Annotated in this window: 24 protein-coding genes; 15 read left to right on the forward strand and 9 right to left on the reverse strand. The window is 33.4% G+C overall.

Features of this window, described 5'->3' with window-relative positions:
* Nucleotides 1-49: 49 nt before the first annotated feature.
* From A0O34_RS01665 to gyrB, 4 genes are all read right to left on the reverse strand, one after another.
* On the reverse strand, nt 50-877 hold the full coding sequence (locus A0O34_RS01665) for an RsiV family protein (protein WP_066750559.1): 828 nt from the start codon (nt 875-877) through the stop codon (nt 50-52).
* A 118-nt stretch (nt 878-995) separates the two neighbouring features.
* A complete protein-coding gene (locus A0O34_RS01670; RefSeq protein WP_066750560.1) occupies nt 996-2,927 on the reverse strand; it encodes a transglutaminase-like domain-containing protein in 1,932 nt (643 codons plus the stop codon).
* A gap of 2 nt (nt 2,928-2,929) precedes the next feature.
* Nucleotides 2,930-4,822, reverse strand: coding sequence for a DUF3857 domain-containing protein (locus A0O34_RS01675; RefSeq protein ID WP_066750561.1), 1,893 nt, complete (start codon nt 4,820-4,822; stop codon nt 2,930-2,932).
* Nucleotides 4,823-4,937: 115 nt separating this feature from the next.
* Nucleotides 4,938-6,872 (reverse strand): DNA topoisomerase (ATP-hydrolyzing) subunit B, encoded by a 1,935-nt coding sequence (gene gyrB, locus A0O34_RS01680; RefSeq protein ID WP_066750563.1) that lies wholly within the window; start codon nt 6,870-6,872, stop codon nt 4,938-4,940.
* A gap of 233 nt (nt 6,873-7,105) precedes the next feature.
* On the opposite strand from gyrB, the gene A0O34_RS01685 reads away from it, so the two are divergent.
* Both A0O34_RS01685 and A0O34_RS01690 read left to right on the forward strand, forming a co-directional pair.
* Nucleotides 7,106-8,449, forward strand: a complete 1,344-nt coding sequence (locus tag A0O34_RS01685) for a cytochrome ubiquinol oxidase subunit I (RefSeq protein WP_066750566.1) — start codon at nt 7,106-7,108, stop codon at nt 8,447-8,449.
* A complete protein-coding gene (locus A0O34_RS01690; protein WP_066750569.1) occupies nt 8,446-9,450 on the forward strand; it encodes a cytochrome d ubiquinol oxidase subunit II in 1,005 nt (334 codons plus the stop codon). Before A0O34_RS01685 ends, A0O34_RS01690 begins: the two co-directional genes overlap by 4 nt.
* A 56-nt stretch (nt 9,451-9,506) precedes the next feature.
* Here A0O34_RS01690 and A0O34_RS01695 read toward each other — a convergent pair whose 3' ends face one another.
* From A0O34_RS01695 to A0O34_RS01715, 5 genes are all read right to left on the reverse strand, one after another.
* Nucleotides 9,507-10,319 carry an OmpA family protein gene (locus A0O34_RS01695; RefSeq protein ID WP_082891075.1) on the reverse strand — a complete coding sequence of 271 codons (813 nt, stop codon included), beginning with the start codon at nt 10,317-10,319 and terminating at the stop codon, nt 9,507-9,509.
* A 113-nt stretch (nt 10,320-10,432) separates the two neighbouring features.
* Nucleotides 10,433-12,133, reverse strand: a complete 1,701-nt coding sequence (gene lysS, locus A0O34_RS01700; protein WP_066750574.1) for a lysine--tRNA ligase — start codon at nt 12,131-12,133, stop codon at nt 10,433-10,435.
* A 203-nt stretch (nt 12,134-12,336) separates the two neighbouring features.
* A complete protein-coding gene (gene rlmF, locus A0O34_RS01705; RefSeq protein ID WP_066750576.1) occupies nt 12,337-13,263 on the reverse strand; it encodes a 23S rRNA (adenine(1618)-N(6))-methyltransferase RlmF in 927 nt (308 codons plus the stop codon).
* A gap of 2 nt (nt 13,264-13,265) precedes the next feature.
* A complete protein-coding gene (locus tag A0O34_RS01710; protein ID WP_066750579.1) occupies nt 13,266-13,640 on the reverse strand; it encodes a c-type cytochrome in 375 nt (124 codons plus the stop codon).
* Nucleotides 13,640-13,852, reverse strand: a complete 213-nt coding sequence (locus A0O34_RS01715) for a hypothetical protein (RefSeq protein WP_066750582.1) — start codon at nt 13,850-13,852, stop codon at nt 13,640-13,642. The genes A0O34_RS01710 and A0O34_RS01715 overlap by 1 nt, the downstream gene beginning before the upstream one ends.
* A gap of 178 nt (nt 13,853-14,030) precedes the next feature.
* Here A0O34_RS01715 and A0O34_RS01720 point away from each other — a divergent pair, with 178 nt between their 5' ends.
* From A0O34_RS01720 to lipB, 13 genes are all read left to right on the forward strand, one after another.
* Complete coding sequence (locus tag A0O34_RS01720; protein ID WP_066750585.1) at nt 14,031-14,483, forward strand: cupin domain-containing protein; 453 nt, start codon at nt 14,031-14,033, stop codon at nt 14,481-14,483.
* A gap of 56 nt (nt 14,484-14,539) precedes the next feature.
* On the forward strand, nt 14,540-15,190 hold the full coding sequence (locus A0O34_RS01725; protein WP_066750588.1) for a hypothetical protein: 651 nt from the start codon (nt 14,540-14,542) through the stop codon (nt 15,188-15,190).
* A 245-nt stretch (nt 15,191-15,435) separates the two neighbouring features.
* A complete protein-coding gene (locus A0O34_RS01730) occupies nt 15,436-16,866 on the forward strand; it encodes an anthranilate synthase component I family protein (protein ID WP_066750591.1) in 1,431 nt (476 codons plus the stop codon).
* A gap of 37 nt (nt 16,867-16,903) precedes the next feature.
* Nucleotides 16,904-17,257, forward strand: coding sequence for a four helix bundle protein (locus A0O34_RS01735; RefSeq protein WP_066750593.1), 354 nt, complete (start codon nt 16,904-16,906; stop codon nt 17,255-17,257).
* Nucleotides 17,258-17,872 carry an anthranilate synthase component II gene (locus tag A0O34_RS01740; RefSeq protein WP_066750595.1) on the forward strand — a complete coding sequence of 205 codons (615 nt, stop codon included), beginning with the start codon at nt 17,258-17,260 and terminating at the stop codon, nt 17,870-17,872.
* Between the two features lie 38 nt (nt 17,873-17,910).
* On the forward strand, nt 17,911-18,897 hold the full coding sequence (gene trpD, locus A0O34_RS01745; RefSeq protein ID WP_066759414.1) for an anthranilate phosphoribosyltransferase: 987 nt from the start codon (nt 17,911-17,913) through the stop codon (nt 18,895-18,897).
* Between the two features lie 22 nt (nt 18,898-18,919).
* Nucleotides 18,920-19,696, forward strand: a complete 777-nt coding sequence (gene trpC, locus A0O34_RS01750) for an indole-3-glycerol phosphate synthase TrpC (RefSeq protein WP_066759416.1) — start codon at nt 18,920-18,922, stop codon at nt 19,694-19,696.
* A complete protein-coding gene (locus A0O34_RS01755; RefSeq protein WP_066750597.1) occupies nt 19,693-20,331 on the forward strand; it encodes a phosphoribosylanthranilate isomerase in 639 nt (212 codons plus the stop codon). The genes trpC and A0O34_RS01755 overlap by 4 nt, the downstream gene beginning before the upstream one ends.
* 68 nt (nt 20,332-20,399) lie before the next feature.
* Nucleotides 20,400-20,852 (forward strand): IS200/IS605 family transposase, encoded by a 453-nt coding sequence (tnpA, locus tag A0O34_RS01760; RefSeq protein ID WP_066759417.1) that lies wholly within the window; start codon nt 20,400-20,402, stop codon nt 20,850-20,852.
* 94 nt (nt 20,853-20,946) lie between these two features.
* Nucleotides 20,947-21,465: a hypothetical protein gene (locus A0O34_RS01765; RefSeq protein ID WP_066750599.1), complete on the forward strand. Its 519-nt coding sequence runs from the start codon at nt 20,947-20,949 to the stop codon at nt 21,463-21,465.
* A complete protein-coding gene (gene trpB / locus A0O34_RS01770) occupies nt 21,455-22,633 on the forward strand; it encodes a tryptophan synthase subunit beta (protein WP_066750602.1) in 1,179 nt (392 codons plus the stop codon). The genes A0O34_RS01765 and trpB overlap by 11 nt, the downstream gene beginning before the upstream one ends.
* Nucleotides 22,634-22,811: 178 nt before the next feature.
* Nucleotides 22,812-23,546 carry a tryptophan synthase subunit alpha gene (gene trpA / locus A0O34_RS01775; RefSeq protein WP_066750604.1) on the forward strand — a complete coding sequence of 245 codons (735 nt, stop codon included), beginning with the start codon at nt 22,812-22,814 and terminating at the stop codon, nt 23,544-23,546.
* A 78-nt stretch (nt 23,547-23,624) separates the two neighbouring features.
* The gene (gene lipB / locus A0O34_RS01780) at nt 23,625-24,353 is read left to right on the forward strand and encodes a lipoyl(octanoyl) transferase LipB (RefSeq protein WP_066750607.1); all 729 of its coding nucleotides are present in this window, start codon (nt 23,625-23,627) and stop codon (nt 24,351-24,353) included.
* Nucleotides 24,354-24,362: the final 9 nt, after the last annotated feature.

The raw sequence follows: 24,362 nt of genomic DNA on the forward strand, positions 1-24,362 counted from the left end.
CAAAAAATGTTCCAAAGAAAAAAAGCTTCCTGTAAAGGAAGCTTTGATATTATTTGATTTTCATTCTGTTTTTGAATTCTGGGCTTAAAGTTCCGCTCAACTCTCCCCATGAAATCGGGATGATAATATCCCCTGCTGCAAAAGCGGTTATTTCATAAGGACTGTAATGAAAGTATAGGTTTTTATCATCAAAATAAAAGTTATTGGTTGCCGGAATCACATCTACTAAAAGCATTTCAGAATTATTAACTTTCCCGTTTTCATCCGTTGTACCACTATTTATTTTATTGATATTTTTCATTAATAATGTCTCAAGCTTATTTTTTAGCATTGAAGTAATATCTTTCAGCTCAACTTTTTTGCTGTTTTTTAGATCGAAAACCCTTTCGTTAAAGCCATAATTATCGTGCGCTCCACCTTCGTACGAACCCCAGATGTATTGAATATGCATGAAATCATTAACGTTAGATTTAAGATTCATAGAAGAACTTGTGTACCATTCCTGAGAGTATTTTATATCCGAAATAAAGTCTTCCGAGTTTTTTTTAATAGAACTATAAAATTCGTCTTTCTCTTTTTTCAATAAAGCTTCTATCCCATTTTTAGAGAAATCCTTAGTATTTTTATTTACAAAATAAATACTGTCTAATAATTTTTCATCTTTAATGGATGGAAAAATCAGCATTTTTGAAGTATATTTTAACTGTAAAGAATCACTAAGCTTTATGGAATCATTCACTTTTACGGAATCAACAGTAAATTTTTCAGGTTGAGGAACTTCTGTTTTTTCGTCTGCAGTATTCGTCGTTTCCGTTTTTTTACAAGCCGAAAAAATAAAGAAAGAAGATAATGCTAAGACAGCAATTGTATTTTTCATATTTCAATTTTCCTATTAAATACAAAAACCATTCAAAAAATGAATGGTTTTATGATTATTTTAAAAATATATTCAATATTTAAATTAATAATTATTTAAAATACTGATTATCAATATATTATTTCTTAACCAAGCTTATAACCTGATTTTCACTTTTTGAAGCTACACCCCAAATTTGCTTAAATGCAGGATAATATTCTTTAGGATAATCTGCACTTCCAACAGTTGTTGTTGAAACGATTTCAAGTGTATTACCTTTTTGTTCAATCATATAACTGTATGCAATTTCTTTGTCTTCGGTAACAATCTTTTTACTCTGTGGAAGTTCTTCAATTGTATATCCTTCAGGAATTTCTAAGACAACTTTTTTCACTCTCGTGTAAGGAGAAATAAAATCGATTGTATATTTTCTTTGTTCCGTCTGATCAAACTCATTTGAGTTTTTGTTTAAAAACAACATCGGGTTGATGATCATTTTCTTCCCGACTCTATCAATAAGATTATCCGAAGAGAATTTCATAGTACTTTCAAAATCACCACTTTCAAGCACTTTAGAATCAATTCCTGTAAAATCTATTGCAAAATTTTCTTTGTACTGTTTTTTGTATTTATCACTATTATCATCATAACTTTCCTTTGCAAACATCGCGTAAGTTCCGGTATCTTTATCAGAATACGTTCCTGAAATGCTTCCGTCTTCATTGATCTTCGCGTTGGCCGTAAGATAAGTAAAACTAGGTTTAGCGTTTACCATTTGTATCTGCTTTACCTTGTCTTTTGTTAGTAAGATCCCGAAATTATTCCAGTCTCTTGGAGGCAGCTGATCCATAGATGATTGTTTAGCTGTAGCATCATAAATATGTAAACCATCTTTTGTTTCGATAGCAACGATAACAAAATTCATATTGGAAACGTTGGGAGACGTAAGATTGATCAACCCGTTATTTACCGTAGAAATAAGAACCGGATCTGCTTTAATTCCCGCTTCACGAAGCATCATAACCAGAAAAAGATTAATTTCCGCGGCGTTTCCTGTTTTAGTTTCTAAAAGCTTTTTGATTCCATCTTCTGTGTAAATACCTCTGTCATTATTCCATGTAAAAGTATTTTTCACATAATTAAAAATAGCATCTGCTTTTTCTGTATCGTTTTTTAAGTTTGAAATTCCGGCCGGCATGTTTTCTTTTGCCAGTTTTGATCTTTTAAGCTCTCCACCAAAATCTTCATTTTCATACAGCCTATCTTTGATCTGCTCCCAAGATGAAGAATAAAGTTTTAATTGACTAAAATTGGTTGAATTTAATTCTGCGCTTAATTTTGTTCTATAATTTCTGTCATTTTTAACAAATTTTTCAGCCTTAAAACCTTTCAAATTCTCATATCCAAATCTATACGTTCTGTATTGAGTCCCATATAAGTTTCTATCTTCAACTATTCTATATTTTGGAGTTAGAGAACCTGTATAATTGATGTTATATGAAATGTTTAAGGGATTATCCAAAACATATTCTGTATACATTGAAGGCGTATCACCTTCTATCAATACTTCAGGGATAGCAAACAAAAATGGTGAAATAACTTCATATTGATACTCAATCACAGAGCCATTTTTCACATTTGGGAATGCAAATTTGTTGATTGTAAGATATTTGCTCTCCTTACTCTTATATTTTGAGCTTTTCTCAACTTTAATTGGTACAACAACTCCGTTCTCTAGATTATAAGTAAACGCTTTTATTTTATTCAATCTTTCTTCGCTACTCCCGTTTTTGTAAAGTGGAATTTCAAGATTCAACCAATCTTCAGCCTTATCTTTATCATAGATTTTTACTCTGTAAAAAGCTTTTTTATGAAGATCTCCCGTAACAACATCAATCATAAAATGTTGAGATTTATATAAAATTTCTGCAGGAGCATTTTCGTCTAAAGCTGATTTTTGCTTCGATAAATCTGCGTCATTGAACTTTGGAGGGGCTAGAAATTCATGCTTTTGAGCATCAATAAAAATAAAATTTATTGAGCAAAAAGCAATTAAGAATATTTTTTTCATGGTTAGATCTTAGTAATTAGAATTTTTGAGTTATCGTTGCTTATCGTTTTTTTTCTAAAATTGATATAATCGTTGTATTTTTCTTTCGGAAAAACACCTTTATTGACACGGATTTTTCTGCTTACTTTCAGCTCAGATCCGTTTTTTATAAAGCTTAATTTGTAAGTCCCAAACTCTGAAATAAGGTTTACATCATTAGGAACTTCGTCTATTTTGAAGCTGTTTGGAATGGTAAAATTAATTTCAAATTCATCTTCGAAAGATTGTCCGATCTCAAAAGGCAGTTCCCTGTTTTCTTCTGTTTTGTAAATACTGTTTGTAAATATCGGTACAGCTCTGAATATTACACTACTTCCTGCATTTTTAGAATAATTATTAGCTTTAAAATCAATATTGTAGGTTGCAAAAGCATTATCACGATCGTTAACGAAATTTTTCATTTCTATTTTCTCGCAATTCAAAACATCCAACCGTTTTTTTATCGCTTCATTTTTCTCTTTTGGAGATAAATTAGCAAAGCCTACATTATAATCATACTGACTTCCTGTGTAAACAAATTCTCCCACGCCTGTTAAACTATTATCTTCATTAAGTTTAACTTTTAAAATCTGTTTTTCTCTATTTTTCTCAGCTGAAGAAGCAGGAGTATTGATAAGCTCAATTCCGTTCTTTTTGATTGAAAGCACATTTCTGTCCGTTGTATTATAACTTAAATGATTGAAAGCCATCTGCTGAGAGGTATTTTCAAGCCAAATATTTCCTTTTTCTGTAGGAACCATTAAAATAGCATGATTTCCACCCATTTTAGGAAAATCAGGATCGAAAGAAATATCAGAAGAACTCGAATTAATCACCGAATAATAAGATGGAATACCGGCCTCATCAAGAAGCGTTTTCATGTAATTGGTAAGACCTTTACAGTCTCCGTATCCTTTTTTATGAACCTCATCAGGAAGCATCGGCTGCCACCCCCCAATTCCTAATGCAACAAATATGTATCTTGTTTTTGCCTGCATATACTGATAAAGCTTTTTTACTTTCTCTTCCGTAGAACCTTGTAAATTAAGGCCTGCAACCTCAGCTTTAATCGTTGGTGTAGAAACAGAAACAGGCTCTAAGATACTGTTGTAATACCAAGAACCGAAGTCTGACCAGGTTGTAAGATTTCCTTGTTTGCCTTCAAGATTAAATTTAGCCAATGAAAAACTTACTTTCGGTAATATTTTTTCTGGTTGAGGCAGTAAATTAATTTCATCAATTGCAGGAACATTTTTATAGGTATAGACTTTTTCTGTTCCGTTATTATTTTCAATTACTGAAGCGTAATTATATTTTGAAGGGTAAATTTTTGTTCTTAGATCAATCCCTGATTTATTTATAATCTTAAACTGCTTTTCTTCAACGGATGTATTGGTGCTTGAAAAAGGTGTAAAATCAGGAATAAAAACGGTGTTTTCATCAGTAATTTGATAAGAATATTCTACCGTGTATGGATATTGAACGGGAGTATAAGTTAAACTTAAAAATCTACTATCAGAATAGAAAACTCCTTGTGAATTATTGGCATAATCACCAAAATCGGATTTTGAATATGATTTAATTTTCTTACCCGACTCATCATAAACGATTACTTTAACATCAGAGATTTGATCCCCTTTCTCATACGCGATATTCACAACCGCTTTTTCATCTCCGTCTTTATTAAGGACTGTTAAAGCCTTGTTGTACTGATATTTTATATCATCAATTTTATTGATCTGAATTGTTGTAAAGTCTTTTCGAACCACAACATCTGCATTTTTCTTTAAATTCTCAGGGATTGCCGAAGCAGGGTAAGTTTGTGCGTAGTAAAGGGAAGCTATAGAACACGCCCCAATACAAAGTATTTTCATCATAGTTACTAAAATTATGCAAAAGTAACAAAATCTTAATAAATGTTAAAATTAATTTTCAAAATAAAAAAAGACCTCATTTCTGAAGTCTTTTAAATTTTATTTAAATTAAGATCAATTAAACATCAATCTTAGCATATTTTGCATTCTTTTCGATGAATTCTCTTCTTGGCGGAACCTCGTCTCCCATCAACATTGAGAAAACACTGTCTGCTTCAACAGCATTATCAATTGTAACCTGCTTCAAGATTCTGTGTTCAGGGTTTAGCGTTGTTTCCCAAAGCTGTTCAGGATTCATCTCTCCAAGACCTTTATAACGTTGAACTTCAACACCTTTACCATCCGGAGACATTTCTAAAGTAAACTCTTCACGTTCTTTTTCGTTATAAGCATATACTTTTTTGTTTCCTCTTTTTAGTAAATATAAAGGAGGTTGAGCAATATAGATATATCCATTCTCGATCAATTCTTTCATAAATCTAAAGAAGAATGTAAGAATCAACGTAGAAATGTGAGAACCGTCAATATCGGCATCGGTCATGATCACAACTTTATGGTATCTTAATTTAGCCATATTCAAGGCTTTACTGTCTTCTTCAGTTCCTACAGAAACTCCAAGAGCTGTGTAAATATTCTTGATCTCTTCGTTATCATAAACTTTATGAAGCATAGATTTCTCTACGTTCAAAATTTTACCTCTCAAAGGTAAAATAGCCTGAAAATGTCTGTCTCTACCTTGTTTCGCAGTTCCACCTGCTGAATCTCCCTCCACTAGGAATAGTTCAGATTCTGCCGGATCTTTAGATGAACAGTCGGATAATTTTCCCGGAAGTCCAGAACCTCCCATTGGCGATTTTCTCTGAACCATTTCACGAGCTTTCTTCGCTGCCTGTCTAGCTTTTGCCGCTAAAACAACTTTCTGAACGATGATTTTTGCTTCATTAGGATTTTCTTCCAAGAAGTTTGAAAGCATTTCCCCTACAATTTTATCAACTGCACCGGAAACTTCAGAGTTACCTAATTTAGTTTTGGTCTGTCCTTCAAACTGAGGTTCCATTACTTTTACAGAAATCACGGCTGTTAATCCTTCACGGAAGTCATCACCTGTAATTTCTACTTTTTCTTTAGCTGGAATCCCCAAATCATCAGCATATTTCTTCAAAGTTCTCGTCAAAGCACGTCTGAAACCTGCTAAGTGAGTACCTCCTTCATGCGTATTGATATTGTTTACATAAGAGTGAAGGTTTTCGCTGAATGACGTGTTATAACGCATCGCCACCTCAACAGGAATATCATCTCTTTCTGCTTCCATGAAAATTACGTGTTCCATAATTGACTCACGGTTTCCATCGATATATTCTACAAATTCTTTTAATCCACCTTCAGAATGGAAAATTTCCTCAGGGAAAGATCCGTCTTCGTTTGGTTCTCTTTCATCGATAAGAGTGATCGTGATTCCTTTATTAAGGAAAGCCAATTCTCTCAATCTCGTTGCAAGAGTATCATAATTGTAAACAGTTTCCTGGAAAATCGTAGCATCCGGCTGGAAGAAAACTTCGGTTCCTCTTTCCTCGGTAGTTCCTATCTCAGCAACATCCGCCAATGCTTTACCTTCTGAATATTTTTGTTGATACAATTTACCGTTAAGACTTACTGTAGCAACCAATAAAGTTGAAAGTGCATTTACACAAGAAACCCCAACTCCGTGAAGACCTCCGGAAACTTTGTAAGAATCTTTATCAAATTTTCCTCCTGCTCCAATTTTGGTCATTACAACCTCCAGAGCAGATTTTTGTTCCTTTTCGTGGAAATCTACAGGAATACCTCTCCCATTATCTTTTACAGAGATACTTTCTCCGTCATGAATTGTTACCTTAATAGTATCACAGTATCCTGCTAAAGCCTCATCAATAGAGTTATCTACTACTTCATAAACCAAATGATGAAGACCTCTTACTCCTACATCACCAATGTACATAGAGGGTCTTAGTCGAACGTGTTCCATCCCTTCTAAGGCTTGGATACTGCTAGCTGTATATTGTTTTTGACTCATATTAAATATTAAAATCTTGCTATATGCAAAGACCTACAAATATCGTGATTTTTTTCGATTTATCAAAGTTAAAAAGAGCCAAAAAAAGCAAGGATTTCCAATATAAACAGCCCTGAAATTTTTAATTGAAAAGAAACAAAGTTATAGCAATTTCCCGACAGGCCTTACTGTTTTAAATCATATTAAACATCAATAATTTATGCTTAAATTTATTTACTCAAAAATTGATTATTATGGACGATTTTCTTGCAGCTCGTGCACAAATGGCCATATCCTTAGGTTTTCATATTGTTTTTGCCTGTGTCGGTATGGTTATGCCTTTTTTAATGGCTTTTGCCCACTGGAAATACTTAAAAACCAATAATGAAATCTATAAAGGTCTTACAAAAGCCTGGAGCAAAGGAGTTGCTATCTTATTTGCCACCGGAGCTGTTTCCGGAACAATGCTTTCCTTTGAATTGGGGCTTCTTTGGCCCGGATTTATGAAACATGCCGGCCCTATTTTCGGAATGCCATTCTCTTTGGAAGGAACCGCCTTTTTTATTGAAGCCATTGCCATTGGCTTTTTCCTGTATGGATGGGATAAATTTAATAAATGGTTCCACTGGTTTTGCGGATTTTTAGTTGGTTTAAGCGGTTTAGCGTCAGGAATTTTGGTTGTTGCAGCTAATGCCTGGATGAATTCTCCGTCCGGATTTGATTATATTAATGGACAATACGTCAATATAGATCCTATAAAAGCGATGTTTAATGATGCCTGGTTTCCGCAGGCTTTACATATGACGGTTGCAGCATTTTGTGCGACAGGATTTGTAGTCGCGGGAGTTCATGCTTATTTAATAATGAAAAAGAAAAATGTAGAATTCCATACCAAGGCATTTAAAATTGCGGCTGCATTTGCATTAGTTGGTGCTTTTGGCGCTCCGTTGACAGGAGATGTTGCTGCGAAATCTGTTGCGGAAAGACAACCTATTAAATTAGCAGCAATGGAAGCCCATTTTGAAACTGAAAAAGGCGCTGCTTTTGTTTTGGGAGGAATTCCTGATGAAGAAAAAGGTGAAGTAAAGTATGCTTTAAAAATTCCAAAAGTATTGAGTTTTTTGGTAAGTAACAATTTTAATTCTGAAGTAAAAGGTCTGAATGATTTTCCAAGAGATGAATGGCCTCCGATTTCTGTTGTTCATTATGCTTTCCAGATCATGATATTTTTTGGAGTTGTGATGATATGTATAGGAGCTGTTTATTTGTATGCTGTTTTCTTTAAAAAGGAATGGCTTACGAAAAATTGGTTGTTAAAAACATTTTTCTTTGCCACACCTTTCGGATATATTGCATTAGAAGCAGGCTGGACGGTAACTGAAGTTGGCCGACAACCCTGGATTATCTACGGAATCATGAGAACGGTTGATGCTGTGACTCCGATGCCGGGAATTCAGTATTCTTTTTACTTCTTTACGGCAATTTTTGTGTCTTTATCATTAATTATAATTTTCCTTTTGAGAAGACAGATACAGATGGTTCCGAAATTATATGACCCAACCGACGTTCAGTTTAACGATAAAAATATGAAATCATGATCTATGTAGTAATAGGCTTTCTCTGGCTATCCATTTGCTTGTATGTGATTTTGGGAGGTGCCGATTTTGGAGCCGGAATTGTTGAGCTTTTCACAAAAAAAAGAGCCCGTGACAAAACCAAAGAAATCATGTATGAATCAATTGCGCCTGTTTGGGAAGCCAATCACATGTGGCTCATTATCGCGATTGTGATCCTTTTTGTAGGCTTTCCTGAGATTTACACAACAATGTCAATTTATCTTCATATTCCTTTGGTTTTAATGCTTTTAGGGATTATTGCAAGAGGTACAGCATTCACTTTTAGACATTATGATGCTGTGAAGGATAATTGGCAGGTTTTATACACTCAAATCTTCTATTATGCAAGCCTTTTAACTCCTTTTTTCTTGGGATTAATTGCTGCTGCAACGGTTTCCGGATCTATCAATCCTGATGCAACTACATTTTTAGATCTGTATATTTTCAGCTGGCTGAATTGGTTCGGAGTAGCAGTTGGCTTATTTACCGTTTCACTTTGTGCTTATCTGGCGTCTATCTTTTCTTTGAGAGAAACCATCGATAGATTGGAATTAGGCTTAATGATCAAAAAATCAAAACAAACGATGATCTTCGTAGTAGCTACGGGAGGATTGGTATTTTTAACGGCTTACCTTTCAGATATTCCTTTGGTGAAATGGGTTTTCTCAAAAACGTTAGGAATTACATCTATCTTTTTTGCTACTGTTGCTTTAGGTTTGATCTTAAAAGCGATGAAAAACAGGAAATTACTTCCGGTAAGAGCGTTGGCAGGGTTTCAAATCATTATGATCTTGGTTGCTGCAACTTATCAGCATAATCCGAATATCATTTTATTAGGAAACGGACAATATCTTTCTCTATTACAACATGTGGCTGCACCGAAAACAATTTCAGCATTGGGTTGGGCTTTGATGCTTGGCTCTCTGTTTATTCTGCCGTTTTTGTTTTATCTGATGGCTTCGTTTAGTAAGCTTAGAAAATAACAGTCAATAATATAAAAATATAAACCGTCAATCTTTGGCGGTTTTTTATTTGAATTCTATTTCTTAAGTAAAACCACTTCCACTCTCCTATTTTTAATACGATCATTTTCCGTACGCTCAGGGTAAATTAAAGGATTAAGATGACCTAACCCAACAGCTTTTATTCGGCTTGAATCAATTCCTTGCATTTGTAGAAATTCCTTAATTGCATTAGCTCTCGTCCAGGAAAGATTAAAGGTTCCCAAATCGATATCTTTACCATCAAAATTTTCGTAATCACAGCAAATATGACCTTGTAATTCAATCTCTAATGTCGGATTTTCTTTCATTATTTTGAGGAGCTGCTTAATACTTTCGTTACCGTTTGGAAGCCAGACATGACGGTTTCCAATAAAATTAACATTGGGCAGCGAAAATGTTTCTTTCACTTTCATTTCTGAAATGTTTGTATTCAAAAAACTAGGAAATTCTTTCTGTGAAATTTCTTGTCCCTTTTCAATAAATAGATCTACTCTTCTGTTTTTTCCGCGTAATTCTTCTGTACTGTTATCGTTAATTTGTTTTTCATCACCTAAACCAACAGTACTTTTCAAATTGATATTATTTCCGATTTTTTCCTGTAAATATTTACTGACCGTATTTGCTCTTTTTTCAGATAAAACCTTGTTATATCCAACACTTCCTGAAGGATCGCAATTTCCAAAAACTCTGAATGTGAGATTAGTTTTTAATTGAGCCAGACTATCCAATTTCTTTTTAGATTCATCATTAAGTTCAGAACTGTTATGCACAAAATAAACTGATGTAAGCATTTGCGCATTAATCCCGATGGAAGAGAAAATCAGAAGGCAAAATAGAATGAGTTTCATCAGTTTTAGGTTTTGTAGAAAAACGGAAAATATTACTTTATAGTTTATTAAAAACAAAAAATCCTGAAAAATTTCAGGATTTTTATATAATTTATTTTTAGTGATCTAAATTTTTAAACCAACTTCATAAAAACATTTTCATCAATCTTCTCAACTTTCACCAAATTATTTTTAGTTAAAACTTTAGAAGCTTTATCCCATTTTTTACCGGAAAGTTTGCTTTTTTCTTTCACTTCAGCTAGAGAAAATGCTTCTTCCTGAGTTTTTAAAATATCAAGGATCGCATTTTCATCTTCTCCCAACTCAATTTGAACTACCGCTTTTTCAGGCTTCATTTGAGGGAAGAATAATACTTCCTGAATAGATGCATTATTTGTTAAGAACATAATCAATCTGTCCATTCCGATACCTAAACCAGAAGTTGGCGGCATACCGTATTCCAACGCTCTCAAGAAATCTTCGTCAATAAACTGACCAGCTTCATCATCACCTTTTTCAGATAATTTTAACTGCTCTTCAAAACGTTCTCTTTGATCAATCGGGTCATTAAGCTCAGAATATGCGTTCGCAATTTCTTTTCCGCAAACCATTAATTCAAAACGCTCAGTCAAACCTTCTTTGCTTCTATGTTTTTTAGTTAAAGGCGACATTTCGATTGGGTAATCTGTAATGAAAGTCGGCTGAATGAAGTTTCCTTCACATTTTTCACCAAAAATTTCATCGATTAATTTCCCTTTACCCATTGTTTCGTTCACCTCAATTCCGATAGATTTAGCAAAATCGAACAATTCCTGTTCGGATTTTCCTGTAATATCAAAACCTGTAAATTTCTGGATAGCTTCCGTCATAGAAACTCTTGGATAAGGAGCTTTCCAGCTGATATTATGTTCGCCGAAAGTTGATTCTGTACTTCCATTTACCTGAGTAGCACAGAATTCTAATAATTTTTCCGTGAAATCCATCATCCAATTGTAGTCTTTATAAGCTACATAGATTTCCATTGCTGTAAATTCTGGGTTGTGCGTTCTGTCCATCCCTTCATTTCTGAAGTTTTTTGAGAATTCGTAAACACCGTCAAAACCACCAACGATCAATCTTTTCAGATATAATTCGTTCGCAATTCTTAAATATAATGGAATATCTAAAGCATTATGATGTGTCATAAACGGTCTTGCAGCAGCCCCACCAGGAATTGACTGTAAGATTGGAGTTTCAACCTCAAAATATCCTGCATTATTGAAGAAATTTCTCATGGCATTGAACAATTTTGTTCTTTTCACGAAAACTTCTTTCACATGAGGATTTACCGTTAAATCTACATAACGTTGTCTGTATCTCATTTCAGGATCGTTGAACGCGTCATGCACTACTCCATTTTCATCAGTTTTAGCCTGAGGAAGCGGACGTAAAGCTTTAGTAAGAAGTGTAAAGTTTTTAACTAAAACCGTCATTTCACCAACCTGAGTTGTAAATAAATCTCCTTCAATACCGATAATATCACCGATATCTAAAAGGTGCTTGTACACTTCATTATATAAAGTTTTATCTTCTCCTGTACAGATCTCGTCTCTGTTGAAATATACCTGAATTTTACCTGTAGAATCCTGCAATTCAGCAAAAGAAGCCTTCCCTTGAATTCTGCGAGACATCAATCTACCAGCGATCTTCACCTGTTTATTCTCAGAGAAATCCTGTTTTATAGACTCAGTAGTGTCTGTGATTGTATATTCATCCGCAGGGAATGCATTAATCCCCATTTCACCAAGCTTTGTAAGCTTTTCTCGTCTAATGATTTCTTGTTCTGATAATTGCATTATAATTATTTAAAATAACGTGCAAAATTAGTGATTTTAGAATTGATGGTCAATGCCTTTTCTCAGAAATTTAGAAATATAATGGTGAATTTTCAATTGAGAATTGAGAATTTGATTCGCAGGGAATTTATTCTTGGAGATAATTATTGATTATCAACTATTTAAATATCAATTATATTTTTTTTATAAAACTATAATTAATATTAGAACCAGGCTTTACGATTTTGCTGAGGAATAAATGTCCACGCCAAGATTCTGCTTACTTTCTGGCCTTGAGCCATATCAATGGTTTTGAAATCAACAGCTTTAACTTTCTTTAAAAGCGAAGTTAACTTATATAAATTATCTTTTTTAGAAACCAAACACGTAAACCATAGAATTTGTGAGGAATAAAGAGAACTTTCCTCAATCATTTTTGAAATAAAAGCCAGTTCACCACCTTCACACCACAGTTCAGATTGCTGTCCTCCAAAATTAAGAAGTGGTTTTTGTTTTTTTGATTTACTGATATTTTTTGTTTTTCTAATGTTTCCTTTCATCGCAGATTCTTCAGAATCATGAAAAGGAGGATTACACATAGAAAAAGTAAATTTATCTTTTAAACCTACAATATTTTTAAAGATAAAATGAGAATCCGGCTGTTGTTTTAATTGAATAACACATGATAAATCAGGATTATGATCTAAAATCTGTTGGGCATTTTCCAGAGAATCTTTATTGATATCGGTTCCCAACATTTTCCAACCGTAAGATCTGTGGGCAATTAAAGGATAAACAAGATTGGCACCTGTTCCAATATCCAAACCGCTTACAGAAACTCCTGTGGGAATTTCTTTTTTTTCTTCGGCTAATAAATCGGCTATATAATGCACGTAATCTGCCCTTCCAGGAATTGGTGGACAAAGATTAGAGTCAGGAATATCCCAATTCTGAACTTGATAAAAATGTGATAACAAGGCTTTATTGAGTAGTTTAACAGCCTTTGGAATACTAAAATTAATGGTTGTCGTTTGATAAGCATTAATAAAAACGTACTGTTTCAGCTCTGGCACGCAGGAAATTAGCTTATCAAAATCATAAGGATCACGATGCAGATTTCTTGCGTGCAGACTGAGTTTTTCAGTAGTCATATTTATTTTTTCTGACTTAAAATATATTCTACCATCTTTTTAGCATCTTCTTTAGACACCTGTGGATGGGGCGACATTGGAACACCTCCCCAAACTCCGCTTCCGCCTTCTATAATTTTGGAAGCCAGCAATTCAATATCTTTTTGAGAATATTTCTCTGCTATTTCCTTATAAGAAGGTCCTATCATTCTCTCATTTACCGAGTGACACCCCGAACAATCCAATGTTTCGATGATCTGATCACCCGAAAGATTGGTTTTTACAAGTTCTGAAACAGCAGTTGTTTCAGAAGACGTGGCGTCAACTGATGGAGTTTCTTTTTTAGAACAGGAAAGAATAAGTAAACTTACACAACCTGTCAAAAATAGTTTTTTCATTATTTTTTCGCTGTAGAATCTGTTTTAGCAGCTTCAGGAGCTGGAGTCACAGCTGGAGCAGCAGCAGGTTTAGTAGTAGAATCAGCAGCTACAGTTGGTGCTGTTGGCTCTTCTAGCATTGTGTTGCTGTCTTGTAAAGAATGGTCAGTTTTTTTAGAACAGTTTACTACGAATAAACTTCCGATAAATGCAATTGCTAATACTTTTTTCATTGTTTTCTAATTTAGAGCAAAAATATAAAAAAATAAGCTTCCATGCTCATGACAAACCCCCAGTTTAAAAGATATTTTTTTTCTGTACCTTTTTATAAAGTGAATTAATCATTAATAATAATTCATCATATAGAGATATTATTACTAAAATCATTAATTTTATATTAAAAATAAAACCATGAACAGAAAAACAATTTTAAAAACAGCATTTTTAATCCCGGTTTCGTTAATAATTTTTTCTTGTGACGACTCCTCTCCTACCACTGAAACAGGATATTCTGACAAGATAGAATCTGTAACTTTATTAAAAACAACAAAATCCTGGGACGGCACATTGTATGAAAAATATCCCGATGGACAACCTGAAATTTCCGTTCTTAAAATCTCCGTTCCACCCAATAAAGAATTAGATTGGCATACTCACCCTGTCATTAATGCAGCCTATGTAGAAAAAGGAGAAATTGAAGTTGAAAGAAAAGATAACGGCAAAAAACAATGGCTCAGACAAGGACAAGCCGTTCCAGAAATGGTAAATATTGCTCATAAAGGCAAAACAGGAGAAAAAGGTGTTACGCTAATTGTATTCTACAGTGGAAGTCCCGACATTCCTCTCTCAGAACCTGCACATTAAGATAATTTTTTCTACATTTTTGTTTTTTGTATTAAAGATAATATTAAATTTAAACCATGATAATCATTTCAAAAATTCTGTTTTTTGCGAGTCATCATGGTTTTTATACTGTGATCATTCTCTTTCTATTTTTTGGATTAATCTCTTGGGTTACCAAAAAAGCATTATTTCTGATTCCTATAATTCCTTTGGCAATTTTAAATGGATTTGGCGGACAATTTTTAAATGCATGGTTTTTAAACAAATACGGAATTGAAAGCACTGCAATTGTCACTTCCGATGTTGAAACAAATTCGACGTTAAATGATCAATATATTCATGATTATGAAGCTATTGTCAAAAAACAAGATGGAAAGTATATTGATACTTTTTTCTCAACAACAACGGCTGCTATTTATCCAATAGAAAACTCGATTAGAATTCCTCAAGTAAACAAACCCTTTCCTGTAAAGTATATTCCTGGGTACGAAAAGAATATAGTTATCCTTTACTATCAATCTGATGAAGGAAAAATGCAAAATAAATACAAAAAAGAAGCCCCAATACAAAAAGCGAAGATCAAATATGAAGCAGACCGAACAAATAAAGAATTCGTAGAAGAATACATTTCCGCATTAGAAGAATATCTAAAATCTTATGATGACGAAAATTATAAACTGAAAATCGAAGAATTGAAGAAAGAATTAAAACAACTGAAATTAGAGTAACCATTTTAAGTTTTTTTATTTTCTCTTTTTTTGATTTTTGTATTAAATTTTTTTCTAAATTTGTCACATGTTTAATATGAGCAATAACAATTGGTGGTGGCTTTCAAACTCTTCGTCGGGTCTGAAGTTATTATCATGTTGCTAAATCAACAGCCGGAATAATATACTACAATATATAAGACTTTGACGATTTTCGTTGAAGTCTTTTTTTTATTTACAATCAATTCAAAAAAATAAAACTGCAAATGTTTAACAAAAAAATAAAGATAAAAACCGTTTCCAAAAAAACACTGGGAGATCTAAAAACACCCATGAATATCTATCTGCAGCTTCGTGATAAGTTCAGAGATACTATTCTTTTGGAAAGTTCTGATTCTAAGAATATTGACAATAATTTTTCATTCATCGCCATCAATGCTGTCGCGGGAATCGAAATAAAAAACCTTAATGAATTTGAAATAAAACTTCCGAGACAGGAGCCTATCAAACAATTCATTATAGAGCATAAAGTCGCTGATGTTTTTGAAGATTTTACTAAAATTTTCGAATGCGAAAAAACAAATGATCCTGTTGAACAAACCGCTCAAAGCCTTTTCGGATATACAAGTTTTGAAGCTGTTCAGTTTTTTGAGAATGTCAATTTTAAAGCTCAAAGCCCTGAAGTTGAGATTCCAATTCTTCGTTACAGACTGTATCAATATGTGATTGCCATCAATCATTATAATGATGAAATGTACATTATTGAAAATCAGATTGAAGGTGTAAAATCCGAACTTTATTTGCTGGAAAGTATTATTAAAAATCAAAATTCTGTCGTTTATCCTTTCAAAAAAAATGGTGCAGAAACGTCCAATATTACTAATGAAGAATATATTGAATTAGTAAAAACTGCCCAAAAACACTGTATGAGAGGAGACGTTTTTCAATTAGTATTAAGCAGAAGATTTGAACAGAAATTTCAGGGAGATGAATTCAATGTTTATCGCGCTTTGAGGAATATCAATCCCTCGCCTTATTTATTCTTTTTCGATTACGGAAATTATAAATTATTCGGATCAAGTCCTGAAAGTCAATTAATTATCAAAAACAACAAAGCAATTATTCATCCAATTGCAGGAACATTCAAAAGAACGGGACATTTTGAAACTGACCTTCAATCCATTGAAGAATTAAAAGCCGATGCTAAAGAAAATGCAGAACATACAATGTTGGTAGATTTAGCTAGAAATGATTTGGGAAAACTAGGAAAAAATGTAACCGTTACCAAATTAAAAGAAATCCAGCTTTTTTCTCACGTTATCCACATGGTAAGCGAAGTTACCGCTGATTTACCTGAAAATACAAATCCATTCGAAATGGTTGCCACCACTTTCCCACAGGGAACTTTAAGCGGTGCACCAAAACACAAAGCGCTACAATTAATCAATAAATACGAGAAAGATTCCCGCGGATATTACGGTGGCTGCATCGGAATGATCGGGTTGAATGGTGACTGTAATCAAGCTATCATGATCAGAACCTTTTTAAGTAAAAATAACACTTTATATTATCAGGCCGGAGCCGGATTGGTTGCAAAATCAAACCCCGAAAGTGAGTTGGAAGAAGTCAACAATAAACTGAATGCCCTGAAAAAAGCAGTTGAAAAAGCAGGGAATTTGTTGATAGATAATAGTTGATTGTTGTTAGTTAATAATACTCGTAAAAACACAATATATGGAATACACAAATTTGGATGTTTGGATTGAATCAAGAAAACTTACTAATCTAGTCTATGATTCAACTAAAAATTATCCTAAAGAAGAATTATTTGGGCTGACAAATCAAATTAGGAGATGTGCTGTTTCTGTTCCATCTAACATTGCAGAAGGCTGTGGAAGAAATACATCGAAAGAAACAATACATTTTCTGTTTATCGCAAGAGGTTCTTTATATGAATTGGAAACTCAGTTTTATTTATCATCAGACCAAAATTATTTAAGCAACGAAAAATTTACAGCTATTTTAAATCAAATTATTATTTGCAAAAAGTTGTTAAACGGATTTATTAATTATTATAGAAACAAATAAATGGACACCACTATAAAACAATCAACTATAGACAATCAACTATCAACTAAAATCCTAGTTTTCGATAATTACGACAGCTTTACTTACAACCTCGTTCAGATCATCGAAAGAGTTTTAGATCAAAAAGTTGATGTGGTAAGAAATGATCAAATTTCTCTGGAAGAAATCAATAAATATGATAAAATAATCCTTTCTCCAGGCCCGGGAATTCCCGAAGAAGCAGGTATTTTATTAGATGTTATTAAAGAATATGCTCCTACAAAAAGTATTTTGGGAGTTTGTCTTGGTCAGCAGGCAATTGCAGAGGCGTTTGGCGGAAGTTTGATCAACCTTTCCGAAATTTTTCACGGTGTGGCTACTTCAGCAGAATTAGTGAAAAATGACACGAAACTTTTTAGAAATATCCAAAGTGGTTTAGCAGTCGGAAGATATCACAGTTGGGCTGTTGATCCCAAAAATTTCCCACAAGAACTGGAAATTACCGCAGTAGACAAAGACGGAATGATCATGGCGTTACAACATAAAACATATGATGTACACGGTGTTCAATTCCATCCCGAAAGTATTTTAACTCCAGACGGAGAAGCAATCATTAAAAATTTCCTTTTAAATTGAAAACAATAGAAATTCCTTCAACCATAAAAATCCCACAAATGAAAGAAATCCTGGAATACCTGTTCAATCATCATACCTTATCAAAATCTGAAGCTAAGGCAATTATGATTGAGATCGCTCAAAATAAATTCAATGTGATTGAAGTAACCGCTTTTATCAGTGTTTTTCTGATGAGAAATATTACTTTGAAGGAATTGGAAGGTTTCAGAGAAGCTTTGTTACAAATGGCGGCTACCGTAAATCTGGATGCCGATGACGCAATAGATATCGTTGGAACCGGAGGTGATGGCAAAAACACTATCAATATCTCAACTTTAGCAAGTTTTGTGATAGCCGGAGCAGGTCAGAAAGTAACTAAACATGGAAATTATGGAGCATCTACAACCACAGGATCTTCAAATGTGATGGAGGAACTTGGATATATTTTTAAAAATGATTCCGACATGCTGAATAAAGATCTTGAAAGAGCTAATATCTGCTTTTTGCATGCGCCATACTTTCATCCTGCATTGCAGTCAGTCGGAGCATTGAGAAGATCTTTAGGCTTGAGAACATTTTTCAATTTGTTGGGTCCGTTGGTCAATCCGGCGAAGCCACAATTTTCAATGATCGGAGTTTACAATCTTGAAATTGCCCGAATTTACCAATATCTGTTGCAAAAAGATAAACGAGATTTCATTTTGGTTCATAGTTTAGATGGATATGATGAAATAAGTTTGACCCACGACACCAAAATTATCACTAAAAATGGGGAAGAAATCTATTCAACTGAAGATTTAGGTTTTGACTCCATTTCTCAGGAAAGCATAAAAGCGGGAGAAACAACTCAGGAATCTGCGAGAATTTTTAGAGATATTTTGGAAGGAAGAGGGACAAAACAACAAAATTCCGTGATTTTAGCTAATGCCGCCGTTGCCTTAAATCACACCAAAAAATTCGGAAGTTATGACGACTGTCTTTTGTTGGCGCAGGAAAGTTTAGAAAGCGGAAAAGCATTGAAAAGCTTGGAATTGCTTCTGCAATAATCACCTTTTAAAATGTAGAATGATGACAATATTAGACAAAATCGTAAAAAGAAAAAGGGAAGAAATTACAGTTTCAAAATCAAAAATTTGTATTGAAGAATTGAAAGATTCTCAGTTTTTTGGAAGAAAAACCCTTTCATTAAAAGAATCTATAAAAAATAAAAGCGGAGTTATTGCCGAGTTTAAAAGACAATCTCCATCAAAAGGAATTATTAATGATCAGGTTTCTCCTTTAGAAGTTGTTTCAGCGTATGAAAAATTTGGCGCGAGTGGAATTTCAATTTTGACAGACAAAGATTTTTTCGGTGGAAGTTTTGAAGATATTTTAAGTGTAAGAAATCACATCAATATTCCAATTTTACGAAAAGATTTCATGGTGGATGAATATCAGTTTTATGAAGCAAAAAGCATTGGTGCTGATGTTATTTTATTGATAGCTTCTTGCCTATCAGCTAATCAGGTTCAGGAATTTACGGAATTATCTCATGAATTAGGATTAGAAGTTTTATTGGAAATTCATACCGAAGAAGAACTTAATCATTTCAATCCAAAAATTGATCTGGTTGGAATTAATAACAGAAATTTAAAAGATTTTAAAGTTGATTTACAGCATTCTGTGAACTTAAAAAACTTACTTCCAAAAGACGTTTTATCCATCGCAGAAAGTGGAATTTATACGATTGAAGATTTCAATTATTTGAAAGAAAAAGGGTTTGACGGGTTTTTAATGGGCGAATATTTTATGAAAAATAAAAACCCTGCAAATACGTTTGAAGAATTTATAAAAACAATTTCATGAAACTTAAAGTCTGCGGATTAACAAAACTTGATCAGATTCAGGAATTAATTTCTATGAATACAGATTTTCTTGGTTTTATATTTTATAAAAAATCACCGAGGTATGTTCTGAATCATTTAAATTTAGAAGACATTTCAAAAATTAACCATCAGGGGAAAGTTGGAGTTTTTGTGAATGAAGAGGTAGATACAATAATTGAGACAGCACAAAAAGCAAATCTGAATTTTATACAGCTTCACGGCGATGAAAGTGAAAATTTTATTTCAGAATTAAAAGAAAAATTAAATCTTGAAATTGGAATTATAAAAGTAATAAGGATTGGAAATGAGAGACTGGACAGCGCAAGTAGCATTCAGGAAACTATCAACCGACAACTGAAAACCAGCAACTATTTACTTTTTGATACAGATAGCAAAGCATTTGGAGGAACAGGAAAACAGTTTGATTGGACTTTATTAAACGAATTTGAAATTCCACTTCCTTATTTTTTAAGCGGCGGAATTTCAGAAGAGAATATCAATAATATTAAAATTTTAAATCAAAATCCATTTGCTTTAGATATTAATTCAAAGTTTGAATTGAAAGCTGGAATTAAAGATATGGAGAAAATTACAAAATTTAAACACTTATACTAGAAAGAGTCCCAAAGGGACGATTTAACAGAGAATTGGATAAAATCCAATTAATCAAAAAACACAAACAAATGCCACAATCATTAGTTAAAAATTATATCCATATTATTTTCAGTACAAAATATAGGAACGATTTTATTGATGAAAAAATAGAAAAAGAATTATTTTCCTACATTGCTATAATATGCAAAGACTTTGAAAGTAGTGCCTTGCAAATTGGAGGAACGGATAATCATATCCACATTCTTTGTTTGCTGTCGAGAAAAATTGCCTTAATGAAATTAGTTCAGGAAATAAAATCACATTCATCAAAATGGATAAAAACAAAAGGGAAAAGATATGAAGACTTCTTTTGGCAAGAAGGTTACGGAGCATTTTCGGTAAGTGAAAAGAATATTTATGCTACAATTAATTATATTAAAAATCAACGCGAGCATCATCAGAATCAAAGCTTCAAAGATGAAATGATTGGAATACTGAAAAAACATAAAATACAGTATGATGAAAAATATTTGTGGGATTAATATTCATATTTGAACTGGATATATTTTATAGGATTACATCCTATGCTTTATTAAATCGTCCCTTCGGGACTCTTTAAGAGAAAAAAAACAAAAAATGATAAACATACATTTAATAAGAAAAAATTTCTATAAAAGATTATTTCCGCCAAAGTTTGAAAATGAAAGAGTTCAAGCTTTGTACAATTTTGTATCTAAAAATGACAATAATTTCGAACATTGGGAACTCGATGGATTATTAACGGATTTTATCAACATCATTAAAATTTATGATGAAAAAGATACACAACACTTTTTTGATACGATCAATTTATGGAACAGCTATTATCTTGTTATTATTTCCGATAAATTTTTAGATAATAGAGTAAAATCGAATGTTACCTATGATTTTGGAAACATTTATGCTAAAATATTTTTACTGTATGAAAACTTTGATTCATATTTTTTAATTGATAATCTGGAGATTGCGATTACGATGTACAACTCAAAATTGGACATGACTACTTTAATTGATCTGAACGGTAAAATCAATTTATTATATCATAAAAAACTGATAACCAAACAACAATTTGAATATAACTTGTCATTTATAAATAATTTACAAAATGAATTATAAAAACCCCGATGAACACGGATATTATGGAGAATTTGGAGGTGCTTTTATTCCAGAAATGCTTTATCCGAATGTAGAAGAATTACAAAAAAACTACCTCAAAATCATAGAATCAGAAGATTTTCAGACCGAATATCAGGATCTTTTGAAAAACTACGTTGGACGTGCTACTCCACTATATTTTGCCAAGAATTTAAGCCAAAAATATAATACCAAAATCTATCTTAAAAGAGAAGATCTTAATCATACCGGAGCGCATAAAATTAACAATGCTTTAGGGCAGGTTTTATTGGCAAAACGTTTGGGTAAAACCAGAATTATTGCTGAAACCGGAGCCGGTCAACACGGCGTTGCCACCGCTACAGCTTGTGCTTTATTGGGCTTGGACTGCATCGTTTACATGGGTGAAATCGATATTCAAAGACAAGCTCCGAATGTTGCCAGAATGAAAATGCTAGGAGCAAAAGTTATTCCTGCAACTTCAGGTTCTAAGACCTTAAAAGACGCTGTAAATGAAGCATTAAGAGATTGGATCAATAATTCCGTAACCACTCATTATGTGATTGGAAGTGTGGTCGGTCCGCACCCTTTTCCGGATTTGGTAGCGAGATTTCAGAGTATTATTTCAAAAGAAATCAGAGAGCAACTAAACGAACAAATTGGAAGACAAAATCCCGATTACGTCATTGCATGTGTTGGCGGTGGAAGCAATGCAGCAGGAACTTTTTACCATTTTGTGAATGAAGAAAATGTAAAAATTATCGCCGCTGAAGCCGGAGGTTTAGGAGTCGATTCAGGAAAGTCGGCAGCGACCACTTTTCTGGGAACTTTAGGTGTTTTACACGGAAGCAAAAGTTTAGTGATGCAAACGGAAGACGGACAAGTTATAGAGCCCCACTCTATTTCCGCAGGATTAGATTACCCAGGAATCGGGCCTTTTCATGCACATCTTTTCAAAGAAAATCGCGCTGAATTTTTCAGTATTAATGATGATGAAGCCTTAAAATGTGCTTTCGAACTGACAAAATTAGAAGGTATCATTCCCGCGTTGGAAAGCGCTCATGCTTTGGCGGTTTTAGACAAGAAAAAATTCAACGAAAATGATATTGTTGTCATCTGCCTGAGCGGTCGTGGTGACAAGGATATGGAAACGTATTTGAAGAATTTATAAGTCGATTTTGGCGATAAATTCCGTCTTCCACTCCCGCTTTTTTACTTCGTAAAAAGAGCTCCGTTCAAGCCGGATCGCAAGGTAGAATCCAAAACAACTTTTGTCAGTTCAAAGAACTTTCAGGAAATAAAATTTTAATTTAAAAACTTATTTTTCTTTAATTTTTTAAACAATTTAAATGAAAAAACTAAACATATACTTCACAGCAGGAATTCCACAACTGGAAGATATCGCTGATATTATACAACTCATTCAGGACGCCGGAGCAGATATGATGGAAATCGGAATGCCTTATTCTGATCCTGTTGCAGATGGACCCGTTATTCAAAAAGCTCATGAACTGGCTTTAAAAAATGGAATGACGATTGAAAAACTTTTGTCACAGTTAAAATCGATCAAAAATGAAATCAAAATTCCGGTGATTTTAATGGGATATATCAATCCTGTTTTAAGTTTTGGCTTCGAAAACTTCTGTAGAGAATGTTCAGAAAGTGGAGTTTCAGGATTAATTATTCCAGATCTACCGCCTATTGAATTCGAAAAAAATTATCAGAAAATTTTAGAAAAATACAATCTGAATTTCACATTTTTGGTAACTCCCGAAACTTCTGACGAAAGAATTCTCTATCTGGATTCATTAAGTTCAGGATTTTTATACGCAGTAAGTTCCTCATCAACAACAGGAAAAGAAAATACAATATTAAAAAATGAAGATTATCTCTCAAGGTTAGCATCTCTTCCGTTAAAAAACCCTGTTATGATCGGTTTTGGAATAAAATCAAAGCAAGATTTCGAAAACGTCACAGAAAAAGCCGATGGCGGAATTATCGGGACTGCTTTCGTAAATATTTTACTACAAAATAAAGATTGGAAGATAAAAGCCATAGATTTTATTAATTCCATAAAAAATTAAAATTCACTAAATTTGTATGTCAATAAAATGGTATAAAATCGTGATTCTATATCATTACAAGAAAATCGACATCCACACATGAATACAAATCAGAACAAAGTAGTAGAATTTGAAGATCTTGGCGTAAAAGAATATCAACCATCTTGGGACTATCAGGAAAAGCTGATGAAAGATATTATTGATACCAAAATCAAAAACCGCGATTTACCTGCTGAACAACATATCACCACTTCCAATCACTTCCTTTTTGTGGAGCATCCTCACGTTTATACCTTAGGAAAAAGCGGGCATGAAGAAAATATGCTGGCCGGAATGGATCAATTAAAGGAAATCGACGCTACTTTCGTGAAAGTAAATCGTGGCGGAGACATTACCTATCATGGTTACGGACAAATTGTTGGCTACCCAATTTTAGATCTTGAAAATTTCTTTACGGATATTCACAAATACATGCGAAATCTTGAAGAAGTGATCATCAGAACAATCAATGAATACGGTTTGAAAGGGGAACGTTCTCCCGGAGAAACAGGCGTTTGGTTGGATGTTGGAAAACCTTACGCAAGAAAAATCTGTGCAATGGGTGTAAAAGCTTCCCGTTGGGTGACTTTACACGGTTTTGCACTGAATGTAAACACCGATATGCGATATTTTGAATATATTGTTCCTTGTGGGATCAAAGACAAGCAGGTGACTTCTTTAAAAAGAGAGTTGGAAAGAGAATTGACACCCGAAGAAATGGAAGATATTAAAGCTAAGATTAGAAAGCATTTTACGGATGTTTTTGAAGCGGAATTGGTCGAGAAATAAAAACTTTAT

Origin of the sequence: Chryseobacterium glaciei, from assembly GCF_001648155.1 — a bacterium.
In the GTDB taxonomy this organism is placed as follows: domain Bacteria; phylum Bacteroidota; class Bacteroidia; order Flavobacteriales; family Weeksellaceae; genus Chryseobacterium; species Chryseobacterium glaciei.